The sequence below is a fragment of the Arachidicoccus terrestris genome (genome assembly GCF_020042345.1).
Classification (GTDB): Bacteria; Bacteroidota; Bacteroidia; order Chitinophagales; family Chitinophagaceae; genus Arachidicoccus; species Arachidicoccus terrestris.
Genome location: NZ_CP083387.1, coordinates 80,408 through 95,183, shown reverse-complemented (window position 1 = coordinate 95,183; position 14,776 = coordinate 80,408). Strand labels below are relative to the sequence as shown.

The 14,776-nt window shown below is 44.6% G+C and carries 12 protein-coding genes; 11 read left to right on the top strand and 1 reads right to left on the bottom strand.

Annotated features, from left to right (window positions below; translation table 11 throughout):
• The first annotated feature begins 64 nt into the window (after positions 1 to 64).
• The 3 genes from K9M52_RS00335 to K9M52_RS00325 all read left to right on the top strand — a co-directional run bounded on the left by K9M52_RS00335 (position 65) and on the right by K9M52_RS00325 (position 2,218).
• Positions 65 to 487 carry a hypothetical protein gene (locus tag K9M52_RS00335; RefSeq protein ID WP_224070077.1) on the top strand — a complete coding sequence of 141 codons (423 nt, stop codon included), beginning with the start codon at positions 65 to 67 and terminating at the stop codon, positions 485 to 487.
• Between the two features lie 213 nt (positions 488 to 700).
• The gene (locus tag K9M52_RS00330) at positions 701 to 1,348 is read left to right on the top strand and encodes a TlpA family protein disulfide reductase (RefSeq protein ID WP_224070076.1); all 648 of its coding nucleotides are present in this window, start codon (positions 701 to 703) and stop codon (positions 1,346 to 1,348) included.
• Positions 1,349 to 1,522: 174 nt separating this feature from the next.
• Complete coding sequence (locus K9M52_RS00325) at positions 1,523 to 2,218, top strand: TlpA family protein disulfide reductase (RefSeq protein WP_224070075.1); 696 nt, start codon at positions 1,523 to 1,525, stop codon at positions 2,216 to 2,218.
• A gap of 165 nt (positions 2,219 to 2,383) precedes the next feature.
• On the opposite strand, the gene K9M52_RS00320 is transcribed toward K9M52_RS00325, so the two are convergent.
• A complete protein-coding gene (locus tag K9M52_RS00320; protein ID WP_224070074.1) occupies positions 2,384 to 2,839 on the bottom strand; it encodes a DoxX family protein in 456 nt (151 codons plus the stop codon).
• Between the two features lie 482 nt (positions 2,840 to 3,321).
• Here K9M52_RS00320 and K9M52_RS00315 point away from each other — a divergent pair, with 482 nt between their 5' ends.
• The 8 genes from K9M52_RS00315 (at position 3,322) to K9M52_RS00280 (ending at position 14,769) form a co-directional block, all read left to right on the top strand.
• A complete protein-coding gene (locus tag K9M52_RS00315; protein ID WP_224070073.1) occupies positions 3,322 to 4,617 on the top strand; it encodes an MFS transporter in 1,296 nt (431 codons plus the stop codon).
• A gap of 107 nt (positions 4,618 to 4,724) precedes the next feature.
• On the top strand, positions 4,725 to 5,678 hold the full coding sequence (locus K9M52_RS00310; RefSeq protein WP_224070072.1) for a 2-hydroxyacid dehydrogenase: 954 nt from the start codon (positions 4,725 to 4,727) through the stop codon (positions 5,676 to 5,678).
• 53 nt (positions 5,679 to 5,731) lie between these two features.
• Positions 5,732 to 7,222 (top strand): FGGY-family carbohydrate kinase, encoded by a 1,491-nt coding sequence (locus K9M52_RS00305; RefSeq protein WP_224070071.1) that lies wholly within the window; start codon positions 5,732 to 5,734, stop codon positions 7,220 to 7,222.
• Between the two features lie 14 nt (positions 7,223 to 7,236).
• The gene (locus K9M52_RS00300) at positions 7,237 to 8,733 is read left to right on the top strand and encodes an FGGY-family carbohydrate kinase (protein ID WP_224070070.1); all 1,497 of its coding nucleotides are present in this window, start codon (positions 7,237 to 7,239) and stop codon (positions 8,731 to 8,733) included.
• Between the two features lie 28 nt (positions 8,734 to 8,761).
• Positions 8,762 to 9,364, top strand: coding sequence for a histidine phosphatase family protein (locus tag K9M52_RS00295; protein WP_224070069.1), 603 nt, complete (start codon positions 8,762 to 8,764; stop codon positions 9,362 to 9,364).
• Between the two features lie 75 nt (positions 9,365 to 9,439).
• Complete coding sequence (locus K9M52_RS00290; RefSeq protein ID WP_224070068.1) at positions 9,440 to 10,204, top strand: DeoR/GlpR family DNA-binding transcription regulator; 765 nt, start codon at positions 9,440 to 9,442, stop codon at positions 10,202 to 10,204.
• 40 nt (positions 10,205 to 10,244) lie between these two features.
• On the top strand, positions 10,245 to 10,919 hold the full coding sequence (locus K9M52_RS00285) for a hypothetical protein (protein ID WP_224070067.1): 675 nt from the start codon (positions 10,245 to 10,247) through the stop codon (positions 10,917 to 10,919).
• A gap of 586 nt (positions 10,920 to 11,505) precedes the next feature.
• Entirely contained in the window at positions 11,506 to 14,769 is a 3,264-nt protein-coding gene (locus K9M52_RS00280; protein WP_224070066.1) for a SusC/RagA family TonB-linked outer membrane protein, read from the top strand.
• The last annotated feature ends 7 nt before the right edge of the window (positions 14,770 to 14,776 follow it).

Below are 14,776 nucleotides of genomic sequence, written 5' to 3'. Positions count from 1 at the left end.
AAAATAAACCGATAATTTGTGGTCTTTATGCAATTCTACTAATATTGCAGTCTAAACAGACTGGATGCAGCATAAATATCAAAAGACCGGCATAAGAAAAGCGCTGATGGGCTTTATTGCTGTTTTGTGCTTGCTGCTGTCTTCCTGCCTCATTAAGTCGCAGTTAAAAAACTTATTGGATCAAGACGGTCATGCGGCTATAATGTCCAGAGCCGTCAACAATACAAATAATGCAATTGGAAAACTTCATCCAAACATTTGCGTTGTCCGTACGCCATCTGAGCTTTGGAGCGCAGCCAGGGATACGCTCCGGTTCCATATAAACATCTCCTCTGATACCGCTACTTTATTTGTCCTCAGCGCATTCTTTATATGGCTTGCGGGGGCATTCAGTGAGTTAGATGCCAGCAACCGATTCTATTCAGGCAGAAGCGTCCGGCTTGCCACTATACCTCTTTTTTTGAGTCATAGAAGACTCCTTATATAATACCCCGCTAGTTTACTGTATTTTTTCCTACTGTTAGATCGGTGAGCGTAGTGATACGCTGATATTAAAATAAACCATTCACGGCTGAAATGACAGCTGTACGGCTCTGAAATGTTTACCGATCTCTGGCATATGGGACCTTTATGATCCTGATATGCACGATCTGCAAAGAATTATAGATATTAACCAGAAAATTTTGATAGAATGACATTCATGAATAACCAAAAATCAATTACAGATATAACAAGCTTTAAAATAATAGCCAATATCCAATCAGCGTGGAAAAACAAAATGAAGTTTCTCGTGATCCTCTTTTCAGCGCTTTGTTTTAGTCTTAGCCTGAGTGCCTGCCAGCACCGGCGCAGTGATGACGGCAGTGGTAAAGAGATTACCGCGCCAGGTAAGGCAGAGCGGTCCGCTACGATTCAAGCCAGTCTTCCCCGGCATCAGACACCTGACTTAACGGTGCAGGATATGCAGGGGAATATACTTACCTTAAGTGAGTTAAAGGGCAAAGTTGTATTTATTAATTTCTGGGCTACCTGGTGCCCACCCTGCAGGGAGGAGATGCCAACCATACAGAAATTGAGAACACATTTTAAGAACCATCAGAATATTGTGTTTTTAATGATAGATATAGACGGCCGCCTGGAGGCCTCCTCCAAATATCTGGAAAAGAACGGGTATGATTTGCCCGTTTATAAAGCACAGGGAGCCATTCCTTCACAGTTTTTGGGAGATGCGATTCCTACAACTGTTATTTTGGATAAGGCAGGAGAAGTTGTTGCGAGGGTAGAAGGCGCCAGAGACTATGGAACTGCGGAAGTGTTTAATGAGATTGAGCAGCTTTTAAATAAATAATATTGAATTTTCATACAGATATACAGCATTCAACAAAATGCTGTATATCTGTATCTTATATGAGGAGGTAACACTTCCATGGCCTTTCAGGAGATGATTGCCAGTGGCAGGACAAGGCCTTGAACTATTTCTGCCGGCCTGGCAATGTTTAAAAACTTAAAGAATTGATATTGTATGATGAGGGATAATCGGCATCCGGCGATGAGATCGGGTAAGCCAAAAAAGGAGTGCCAGGGCGGCAATCTGCGGAGGTGGTTTCGTAAAAACCTGTTCAATCTTGTATTGATTGCGGCGGCATTATTGCTTTTTTTCAGCCCGAATGCCAAGGCCTGGGTTTTACAGAGGCTGATGTCGACCGGGCTTTTTGATGCGCATATTGAAAAAATGACCGGCTCAACCCAAAACACCGGCCATCCAATGTCCACCGGGCAAACACTGTCTCCACTCACAGACTTTACCTTTATAAATGAGCGTGGTAAGATATTGCGAATTAGTGACTTCAAAGGCAAGGTGGTGTTCATTAATTTTTGGGCTACCTGGTGTCCACCCTGTATTGCCGAATTGCCTTCCATACAGCAGCTCCATGATGAATTTATTGATCATCCAGAGGTGGCTTTTGTGCTGCTGAATGAAGACGACGTACAGAATTTTACCGCCGGTACAGTTAGCGCCTTTATGAAAAAGCATCACTATAGTGTACCTGTTTATCGTTTACATTCAAACGTAGATATTAATTTCTATGCAGGCAGTTTACCAACAACCATTGTATTGGATAAGCAGGGGCGGGTGCGATACAGAAAAGAAGGTTTTGCTGATTACGGGTCGGAGCGCTTTTCAAGAGATATAAAAACACTGCTGCGGGAGCATTGATCCGTTATATAACCCATCAGGTGTCTTAGAATATTTAGTTACGGTGATCTCTTACTTTATAAATATTCCCTTAGATCGAATCGGCGGACTCAAAGGCGTAAGAAGGGTGAAGGTTATTATTTCGTTGCGCAGTTCCCGTGAGATTCCCGGCCTCGCGATTTTCCATTAAGTCTTTTTCTTTGCTAAGCGGATTTTATCAACGGAATAATTTCCGGCACCTATTGACAAAAGACTCAATAGTCCTCCGATATATAACAAATTAATTTCAAATCCGGGAGGGCCAAACAAGGGGCCCTCTGGTGATAATCCAATCGTGTTGACAGAACTAAACCCAAACTTTATCTGGATGGTAAACATGGCTACCAGCATTGTAATGATCAGTGGTAAAGAAACGAATTTGACGTAAAGACCCATTAATATGGCCATTCCACCCAGTAGTTCAATGTAAGGCACGATTTCCGCACTCAAATGTGGTAATGGAACGCCTGTGAGCGTTAGTAATTTTTCAAAACCAGCGCTGCCTCTGCTTATTTTTGCCCAGCCATGCGCCATGAAACCCAGTCCGATGGGAATTCTGGTGAAAAGGGATGCCAAGTCCTGATTTGTCTTTATGAATTTCATATATTTTACACATTATTATCGCATCGTGGTCTGATGCCATCCTGCGATTCTTTTTTATATTTCCCTGAGATGCTTTTAGGTTGTAAAAGTAATGGCCGCCACCGGATAAATCGATGACCAGATTCCACGATGGGATGACGATTTGTCCCTGGGCTAGTTCAAAAAAGAGGCCGTAGTGTAACGGAAGTGATTATTTTTAAATCAAGGCCTTGGTAGTCATGAAATTACGAGAGGCTATGGTGGGCGTTGATGTTATGAGGTCTTTATAAAAGGTTAAAAGAAATTTTGTTTACCTTAATTAATTTATTTAATTTGCTTTCATAATATTTAAATATATTTCAAATAGTGTTTTGCTACATTCTTTTATAATGAAAGAAATAGGTATCCGTGTAAGAAAGCAATATGGTGCTGAATCAGGTAATCATGGTGATGTAACCATTTCATAATCAGTTCAATTATATTTTTAATCAAAATGATGATCAATGAATAGTGCGTTAAACAGCGGGTCGGATTCCATTTTGGAACGTGCAGGCATGCCCAGGCGGCTTGCCTGGGGCTACCTGGGTATACTTATCTTTATGATGGGAGATGGAATAGAGCAGGGGTGGCTCAGCCCTTACCTGATAGGCCGGGGCATGTCCATTGAGCAGTCGGCTGCTTTATTTACCGTTTACGGTGTTACGATTGCCATCGCATCCTGGTTTAGTGGTGTACTTGCGGAAAGCTATGGCCCCAAGAAGGCCATGTTATTGGGGCTGATACTATATATACTGGGTACTGCTGGTTTTATCGGGATTGGATTGCCAAATCTGGCGTTCGGGCCTATGCTGTTTACCTATGCTTTAAGAGGTTTTGGCTATCCATTGTTTGCCTATTCCTTTCTCGTTTGGATTACTTACCGCAGTACACCAGGAAAGCTTGGTGCAGCCGTAGGCTGGTTTTGGTTTGTCTTTACAGGAGGCCTGAATGTATTCGGTGCCTATTATTCCAGTTGGGCCATCATTCATTTAGGTTATCTAAATACACTCTGGAGTTCAATTTTCTGGGTGTTGCTGGGTGCCTTTTTTGCCTTGATAGTCAATAAAGACAAGTTTCTGCTTAGTAATAAAAGTGGAACCAAAGCTGCGGAATTAAAAAAGGGGATTACTATCGTTAAACAAGAGCCTAAAGTATTGCTGGGCGGTATCGTACGGGTGATTAATACGACAGCGCAGTTTGCCTTTCCGGTATTTTTGCCCATGTATATGGCGCATCATGGGTTTGATACCAGTGCCTGGCTCAAAATCTGGGGGACCATTTTTATTGCCAATATTGCTTTTAATTTAATTTTTGGTTTTGTCGGAGACCGGGTCGGGTGGAGAAATACGATCATGTGGTTTGGGGGTGTTGGTTGTGGCATTACGACCTTACTGTTTTTTTATGCGCCAATTCTTTTTGGCAGTAGCTATTGGCTGGTACAGATAAGTGGCGTGCTATGGGGTGCGCTGCTGGCCGGTTATGTTCCGCTATCTGCCTTGATTCCTTCACTGGTTAAGGAAGACAAAGGTGCGGCAATGTCTATATTGAATCTCGGCGCAGGGCTGGCGGTTTTTGTCGGGCCTGCTATAGTGGGTCTGTTCATAGGACTGATCGGAGATGAAGGCGTTGTCTGGATATTGGCTGGTTTGTATTTTGTGAGTGCGATTCTGACGAGCTTTATCCATTTGCCGGATAAGGCAAAAACAGCCCACGCCATGCACCCTTCTGTTGAAAGTCCGTTAGAGGCTGTAGGCCATTGACTGATCAAAGGTGAATAGACATGCTGCGTGTGATAAGGATGCAGATAAGCATGACTGCTATTTGACAGAGAACAAAGATTTTATTCAATTATAAAAACAACATATAAATGAGTGTATTAATTACGGCACCTTATAATGAGGAGGGGTTAAGTGAAATAGCGTCTATGTTTGGTGAGGTGTGCTACCGGCCATGGAAAACAAATGGAAGTGCCTTTACTGCAACAAAGTTAATTGAACTGTTGCAAGAAGCGAAGGCGACTGCATTAATAACAGAACACGATCATGTGACCAGAGAAGTCATTGAAGCTTTTCCAAAGCTGCAGTTTATCGGTGTTTGCAGAGGGACACCCTCTAATCTGGATCTGGAAGCGGCCAAAGAAAAAGGGATCGCTGTGTTTTATACACCTGCCAGAAATGCACAGGCCGTCGTTGAATTGCTTATTGCCAATGTTATTACCCTGCTTAGAAAAACACTTCCTGCGATTGACTGGCTAGAGTCAGGGAAATGGGAAGCAGGAGCGCATACTTCTTATCTTCAGTTCAAGGGCAGTGAACTGGCCGGTAAAACAGTGGGATTAGTCGGGTTCGGAGCGATTGGACGTAAACTCGCCAACATCTTAAAAGAGTTCCCCTGTACAATCTGCTATTATGATCCGTATTACACAGATGCCAATAAAGCCTATCAGAAGGTAGATCTGGAAGCTTTGTTTACAAAGAGCGACATCATTTCCATTCATCTGCCCAATAATAAAGAAACGGAAAAGATGATTGATCGCCATCTTATCGGACTGATGTCAAAAGATGCGATCTTTGTCAATACGGCCAGAGCGGCAGTCGTAGACAGGCAAGCCCTGTTGGAGGCGATAAAAAACGGGCAGATCCGGGGCGCTGTCCTGGATGTATTTGATCAGGAACCGCCGGATGCTATCGACTATCAGCTCATCCGTCATCCACATGTACTGGCGACGCCTCATATAGCCGGCGCCAGTTTTGAAGTAGAAGACCATCATGTACGGATCATGAATGACCAACTCAAAAAGTGGTATAACGCAAAAGCTTAGGCCAAGAGTGTCCGCCATACTTATTCAATCATTTATTTGAAATAATCTTAGCTATGCAGAAAGAAGGTTACCTAATAATAGATATCGGTACCGGAAACGTTAGAGTGGCCATTACGGACACCGCAGGCACCGTCATAGAGATTGCCAGAGACGACGTACACTATATAATGGATGATCCTCAGCTCGGCGCCATGCACTTTGATCCGGATCGGCTGTGGCAGCAGATCAGTCAATTGACGCAAACGGTACTGGCGGCAGTGCCGGCTGTAAAGATCCTGGCAATTACCTCCGCCAGCCAAAGAGAAGGCGTCGTTCTTATTGGTAAAGACGGACGGGCAGTAATTGGTTTTCCCAACCACGATCACCGGGGTCGGAAAATAGAAGGCGCCTTATCCGAATCTGAAGTAGAGCTGATCTACCGAAAGGCCGGAAGGTTTCCCGGATCGCTGTTCTCGGCGTTTAAAGTGACGGCCTGGCAGCGGGCGTTTCCCCAGGCCTTTGAGCAGGTGACAAAGATGATCAGCATCAGTGATTGGGCGACCTATGAACTTACTGGCGTCCTTGGCTATGAGCACGCTCAGGCGTCGGAAACTTTAGTGTATAGTGTGCCGGACCAGAACTGGTCAGATGAGCTGTGCCGGTTGTTGGATTTTCCGGTGGAATTATTACCTCCGCTGCATGTATCTGGCACCAGACTGGGGCCGCTGAAACCCGCCCTGTTAACAGATTGGGGTCTATCTGCGGAGTCAATCGTTATTGTCGGAGGAGCTGATACGCAACTGGCATTAAAAAGTACGCAGCCTTCTTTAGGCGATATTGCAGTCGTGTCGGGCACAACGACACCTATTGTTATGGTGAGTGAACAGTTTCTGACTGATCCTTTGCAGCGGACCTGGAGCAATCGCCATGTCGTCACCGATCAGTTTATCCTGGAAGCCAACGCGGGCGTCACGGGTTTAAATTATCAACGTTTAAAAGAAATATTCTATCCCAATGAGTCATATGAGGTGATAGCCGAAGAGCTGCGTGCGTTAGAGAAAGTATTGGATAAAACCGATCGACAGTGGCCCGCTCCCGTAACGGCTTCACTGGGCTCTTTAATTGCCCGGGAGCGCTATCCGCTGACAACGGGCGGATTTACCTTTCAGGTGCCTGTCAGCGGGACGCTTAGCCGTTCGCAGTTTATCTGGGCTGCCCTGTGGGATATTGCCTGCTGTATCAAAGAAAACCTTGAGGTGCTTTGTGAAGTCGTACCTTATGAAAAAGATTATATCTGGGGATGTAGTGGCGGGATGCAAAGTAGACTGCTGAGGCAATTTGTGGCGACGCTGACGGGCAAGGAAATCTGGTTACGTAGCAGGCATACGCAGGCCTCTGTTATCGGCGGAGCGATTATCTGTGGGGAAGTCCTGGGCAACCGTGATTTTGAGGATACGCACATTGAAAAGACGCTGCCCCTGGAGGACATCCGGTATCAGGAATATTACCGTCAGTGGAAAGCGGTTCGCCAGAAAATGCAGGTCGCCTATATGGAAGACAATTAACTTAAAACGAGGGAATGGATATAGCGTATTTTATCGGAATAGATGTGGGCACACAAGGCGCCAGAGTCGTTCTGTTGGACGAGAAAGGCCATATTGCAGGTAGTCAGCAAACGGGCTTCGAACTGACCGCAGATAGCCGGCAGGAGCAGGATCCCGCCGTCTGGTGGCGGGCAGTGCTGTCGGGTTTGACCGAAATCATCAAAGAATCAAAACTAAAAAAAATTGATTTAAAATCTATTAAAGGGGTTAGTGTAACATCAACTTCAGGTACTGTTATTGCGCTGGATTCAGAACACCGGCCCATACATCCTGCACTGATGTATAGTGATGACCGCTCCGAGAAGGCCGGTCGTCTCTGTAAGGAAATTTCCACGAGATATCTGCCGCACGGTTATCACGGCTTCAATAGCTCCAGTGGTTTATCCAAGATGGTCTGGTTTGTCCAGACTTTTCCCGAGAAAACGCCCAGGCTGGCCTATTTTGCACACGCAACGGATTTTATTATCGGACAGCTCAGCGGTAAGTGGAACCTCACCGATGAAACCAACGTTTTAAAATCCGGATATGACCTGCAGTCGGGCTGCTGGCCCCACTACCTGACGCATCATTTACCGCTGAAGGCATCCTGGCTGCCGGAGGTGGTCCCGGCAGGGACCCCTATTGGGGTCCTGGACGAAGGGGTTGCCCTACAGATAGGACTTGCTCCTGAGCTGGCAGCAAGTATTACTGTTACCGCAGGTATGACCGACGGCTGTGCATCTCAAGTCGCTTCAGGGGCAGTGCAACCGGGTACCTGGAATACCACCATCGGCACAACACTGGTTATCAAGGGGGTGACAAAAGCGCCTATAGATGATCCATTGGACCGTTTGTACAATCACCGTCACCCGGAAGGCTACTGGATGCCGGGTGGCGCCAGTAATACAGGTGCCGACTGGATAACGACACTTTTTGCCGGCGATCAGTTGGAGATACTCGAAAGGGCCGCGGCCCGATTGATTCCGAGTGGCCGTTTGACTTACCCCTTGCTAAAAAAAGGAGAGCGTTTCCCTTTTAAAGCGCTTGAAGCAACCGGTTTTGGCCTGGAAAGTTTCTTAAATGGACAGAAGGAAGAACCAGCGCTGCTGTATGCTGCCGGTATGGAAGGCGTTGCCTATGTAGAGAAAATGGCCTTTCAATTGATCCACAAGCTTTCAAATGAGACCATCGACCGGGTTTATACGGCAGGTGGCGGCAGTAATAGCCCGACCTGGCTTAGGATCAGAAGTGCTGTATTGCAGTTGCCTGTCATCAAAATGGAAAATGCCTCCGGTGCTGTCGGTGCTGCCATGCTTGCGGCCTCAAAAACATATTACAGGTCTCTTTCTGAAGCTGTGTCAAAAATGGCCAGGGTCGCCTCTGAGTACATTCCTGATCCGGCCCTGGTGCCTGCCTATGAGCAGGGGTATCTAAAATTTATTCGGACTTTGGCTGAAAAGGGGTATATTCATGAAGAAGATTACCTAATTTAAATGATCGAAGTAAAATCAGGGAGCGGAGATGTTGGAAGTATATTTTTTAAGACATGGGCAAACCCAGTTCAATGCGATGGGGAATCGTTATTGCGGCCGTACAGATGTTGAACTGACTGAACTGGGGATCAGTCAGGCCAGAAGTGTCGCGGCGCAAGTAAAGGATATCCGTTTTGATGCGATATTTGCTTCTCCCTTACAAAGAGCTTATAACACCGCTCAGCTGGCTAGTGGTAATGGCACTGTTTTAAAAGAGCCGCGCCTGATAGAAGTGGATTTTGGCGAGTGGGAGGGGCTGCGTCGCGATGAGTTTATTATAAAAGACCCTGCCGCCTGGGAAAACTGGGATAGTGATCCCGGCAGTTTTCCTGCAGGCAGGACAGGAGAAACGGCTATGGAGGTCATTAAAAGGGTGGATGCGTTTTTTATGGACGCCCTTCAGCAATATCCGGATGGCAGAATCATGGTAGTGGCCCATAACGGCGTCAACCGGCTCTACCTGGCCTGGAAACTCGGTATGCCGCTTAAGAACTACCGCCAACTGGTACAGGATAATTCAACGATCACCGTTTTTGAACTGGATGAGCAGACTGCGGTATTAACGCTTAAGAAGTTAAATGGCCAGCGTTAAGTTGTTTTCGACCATATATAATTAAATTTGCAACTGAGACCAGCCCAAGCAACACAACATAAAGCATAGAATATTATGACTATAACAGAAAGGCATCAACTGATTTTACAGAAATTGAAAGATACGGGAAAAGTGAGCATCCTGGAACTCTCCGATGAGATGGAAGTTTCGGGCGTCACCATCCGCAAAGATCTGAAGTTATTAGAAGAAAAGCATTTGTTATACAGGACCCATGGTGGCGCTTCGTTAAATAACCCCTATGCAATGGAACGTACGATCAATGAAAAATCGGGGATTAACGCAGAAATCAAACATAAGATTGCAAAAGCCGCTCAAAGCCTGCTAGATGGCAATGATTCTATTATCATCGGATCGGGAACGACCGTATTCGAGTTTGCCCGCTGTCTGGAACCGCAGACGCATTTGACGGTTATCACCCCGGCTGTAAAAGTAACACTGGAATTATCCAACAAGCCTAATATCGATGTATTACAACTTGGCGGGCTTATCCGCCCGAACTCTTCCTCTGTGGCCGGTGCCCTGGCTGAACGAATCTTAAATGATATCTCCTGTGGCGTGCTTTTTTTAGGTGTAGATGGAATTGACCTGGACTTTGGCTTTTCTATCACCAATATCGCGGAAGCAACCCTGAATCAAAAAATGATCGAGACCGCGCAAAAAGTGGTGGTACTGGCCGACAGTTCAAAGTTTGATAAACGCGGTTTGGGAAAGGTCTGCAATTTTGATCAGGTACAATATATTGTTACAGATAGCGGCGTTTCCAAAAAAACGCTGGAGGCCCTTGAGGAGCGGAGCGTCCATGTTATTATTGCTGAATAAGTTTTTCGGGTAATATCCCGGTTATCTCAACTTTATCTTTATGGGAGCAGAAATACAGAACAGACCCATTTCAGGAGAACAAAAGAAGATGGCTGTGCTCGTTTTTTTGATCTTTGTTTCAGCAATTACGTTTGCCTACATAAAAATTGGCCTTGCGCCGTTGTTGATTATCGGCGTTCCCGGCGTATTTGCTTACTGGTTCTGGTTTGCAAAATATCTGAAAAATCCTTTGCCTTCTTCAGTAGTCCTTGTCCCTTTTTTGCTCACGGTTGCAGGGTTTAATTTTCATGTGATAGAAGAATACATGGGAAATTACTCACAGGCCGTTAGCCGGATTTTTGATTTTGCATGGACAGAAGACAGTTTTTTTATTGTAATGATGATCCTGACAGGTGCGCTATTTTTGGTGTCTATCGGGTTGTACTATCAAAAAGCTATAGCGGGATTTATTGCTATTTTATTTGTTGTAACTCGTTTTGCAGAGGTTTTATTGTTTATTTTCCCATTTATCAAACCGCAGATACAGCCTGAAACGGCCGGACTGATCTCACAGCACATCTCAGGGATATTTGTGGCAGATATGCCGAATTATTACTATCCTGTAACGGCTCATTATTATTTTCCCGGCATGTTCACATGGCTATTAACACTTGCGCCTGCTCTGTACTTTATTTTTAAGGTGCAGAACGCAAATCGCCATAAAGAAATCATATAATATATAAAAAGGAACAATGCCTGTGAGGATGGACAAATTGATCAGGAAGCATGAATGTTTGTCTAAGCGTCATTTGCTTTACAATCACTTTTCCGGTAACACCCATACGAAGCCATTGATTTTCCTGCTGGGGCGGATTCGTTCAATGAACAAAGGGGTCTTTAACTATTGTTTCAAATAGTTGTATTAAGTTTAAATTATGTTTTTATTTTCTTTAGGTTAATTTCAACTGAGCTTTCTTCCAAAAATACATCTCGCCTGATAGCTCTATCCAATAATTACTATTTGTTCATCAGTATAATATAACTATATAACGATATTTATATTATATTAATGATTAGTAATTTATATTCAATTAAATTAAAATTTATGGAGTAATACGCAGCTGCTTTAGCTCCTCACGACACGATTAAGGCACCCATCTGGTAAAAAAAGAACAGGATTCTAAATACCTATAACTGTTAATTAAAATTTGTTTAAAAGAAATTTATGCTTTAAATTGCTTTCATTAAGTTAAATATTCTTTCGAATTATGCCATTTAACAAAGACTTTTTAATGGATCTTAAACAGTGAAATTTTCAACTTATGGAGCAAAAAAATAACAAAGGAACTTGCTTTTTCGAACGCTTACCGGATCTTATCAAAACGAAGATTTGCTATTTGCTATTGGCCGCCATACTGCCTTTATCTGGATGGGCTCAAATTGTATTAAAAGGACAGGTGAGCGATCCCTCAGGCGCTGCCTTGCCTGGTGTCAGCGTAAAGCTGAAAGGGGGCGTATTGGGTACGACCACAGATACCAGGGGACAATTTACGCTGGAGCTTCAACAAGCCCGGGATACGCTCCGGTTATTTACGGTTTCGTATGTGGGTTTTAAGCCTAAAGAGGTTCTTTTATCGGCTGCCGCTGAAAACAATATTACACTCATCGCCGAAACCGGCTCTTTGGATGAGGTGATCGTTGTCGGCTATGGAACGCAGAAAAAAGTGAATCTGACTGGTGCCGTCGATCAGGTAGGTAGCGAAGTATTCGAAGATCGCCCGATGACCAATATTACCAGGGGGCTTCAAGGGGCGATGCCCAATCTGAATATCAGAATGACGGACGGTAAACCGACCAGAGGAGCTGATTATAATATACGAGGAACAACTTCCATCGGCGCCGGTGGGAGTGCACTGATACTCATTGATGGTGTTCCGGGAGACCCTGATATGTTGAACCCGAATGACATCGAAAGCGTTTCGATTTTAAAAGATGCTTCCTCCGCTGCCATCTATGGCTCAAGGGGCGCCTTTGGCGTGATCCTGATCACAACAAAAAGTGCGCGTAATGGCAAAACGCAACTCAATTTTTCCAGTAGCCTGACTTATAGCAAGCCCACTATTCGTCCAGAATTTATTACCGATGGCTATACATGGGCGAAGAACTTCGATTCTGCATATTATGCGTATTATGATTATAAATCGCATCCCGCTAAAGCTAACAGCGTATTTCCTGTATCGCTGGACTATTTGGATGAACTTAAAAAAAGACATGATGATCCGAGTTTGCCTAAAATAGAAATAGACCCTACCACAGGAAAATATGTTTACTATGGTAGCTCGGATTGGCAAGATCTTTTATACGCAGACGCAAACCCCTCTACAGAGCAGTCTTTAAGTGCTTCGGGCGGTACGGATAAAGCAGGATATTATCTATCGGGAAGATATAATTATCAACATGGGATATTCAGGTATAATCCCGATAAGTATAAGATGTATAACTTTCGGACGAAGGGTTTTGTCAAACCCTTCAAATGGCTGAAACTGGCCAATAATCTGGAGTACTCCCGAATGACCTACCATTATCCGCTTATTAACCATTCGGACCCGACAACACCTATATGGCGTCGTATATCGGATGAGTTTTTTCCTGTGGCCATGCTCTTTAATCCCGATGGCAGCCTTACCAGAAATGCGTCAATCACACTCGGTGGCTTTGTAGAAGGCAATAATTATTCAGATCAGATCACAAACAAGATTTATAACAGTTCCAGCTTTGATGCGAATTTTCTGGGTAATCACTTGCATTTTCATGGAGACCTGACGGTTGGTTATACGACTTATCTGGAGACCCGCCTCTATGTGCCGGTACCTTATGGCACGAGCCCGACAGAATTTGGAGAGCAGGGGGATAGCCGGATGAACGAGCGCAATAACCGCACCGATTATCTGGGTACAAACCTGTATGGAGAATATGATCGTCAGTTTGGCGGACATTATTTTAAACTGTTATTAGGATACAATTATGAGCATTCAAAATTAAAAAGGCGCTATTATCAACGCTATGACCTGATCAATCCCGACCTTCCGGATTTTTCGCTGATCGATGGTCAGGACTTTACATTAACAGGTGGCGGTGAGGAGTGGACAACGCTCGGCGGTTTCTTCAGATTTAACTATAATTATAACCAGCGTTATTTATTGGAATTTAACGGACGCTATGATGGTTCCTCCAAGTTTCCGCACGATCAACAGTACGGATTTTTCCCTTCTGCTTCTGCCGGCTGGAGAATTTCCCAGGAGCCCTTCTGGCAGGTGTCCAAAAATTTTATATCTGATCTTAAATTACGGGCTTCATACGGTACACTGGGAAATGGAAATGTCGATCCTTATTCTTATCAGGAAACCATGTCAGTCGGAAAACTGGGGATGATCTTAAATGGAATTAATCCCAATGCTACGCAAAAGCCCAATATCATCCCTAACAGCCTTACCTGGGAAAAATCAACTACCGCTAATTTTGGGGCAGATGTCAGCTTTATTAAAAATCACCTGACGGCCTCTTTTGACTGGTATACGCGTTATACCACCGATATGTTCACTGTCGGGCTGCCTCTTCCGGGCGTTTTTGGCGCCAGTGTACCAAAAGGCAACTACGCCGATCTAAAAACCCGGGGTTGGGAACTGAACATTAACTGGCAGGATAATATCGGTAACGGCCCTAAACCACTTCATTATGCTGTTCATTTTATCTTGTCTGATCATGTTTCTTACATCACCAAATATAACAATCCGCTTGGGCTGATCAATACTTATTACAAAGGCATGCGGGTAGGGGATATCTGGGGCTATGTCAATGAAGGCTATTTTACCAGTGCTGAAGATATTGCCAGCCATGCGGACCAGACATTGATCTATGTATCCAGCGCTAACCAGCCACTGCCAGGTGACATTAAATTTAAGGATCTCAATGGTGATGGTGTGATCTCTCCCGGCAGCGGTACACTGACGGATCCCGGAGATAAGAAAATCATCGGTAACACACAGGCGCGCTACCCGTTTGGATTAAACCTGAGCACAGACTGGAACAATTTCTTTTTCTCTGTATTTTTTCAGGGAGTGGGCAAAAGAAACTGGTGGCCCAGCTCTGATGCTTCTCTTTTCTGGGGGCAGTACAACCGTCCCTATAGCTGGGAGCCCGTTGACGTATATAATAATCAATGGACACCGGAAAATCCCGATGCTTATTTTCCCAGGCTCAGAGGCTATGTTGCCCTCAACTCAGGCAAAGAGCTAAAAGAGATGCAATCCAAGTACGTTCAGAATGTGGCCTATATCAGGCTGAAAAATCTCTCCCTTGGTTACAAGTTGCCGCACGCGCTCATCTCCAAATGGGGTATGAGCATGTTGAAGGTTTACGTAACCGGGCAAAATTTATGGGTGTGGTCACCCATGTATAAACATGTAAAAACGCTGGATCCGGAAGTGATAGAAGGAGCAGATCCTGAATACAATAAAAAGGCCGGTGATGGAATGGATTACCCAATGTTGAAATCCATCACGGTGGGGATCAATGTCACATTTTAATTAAACT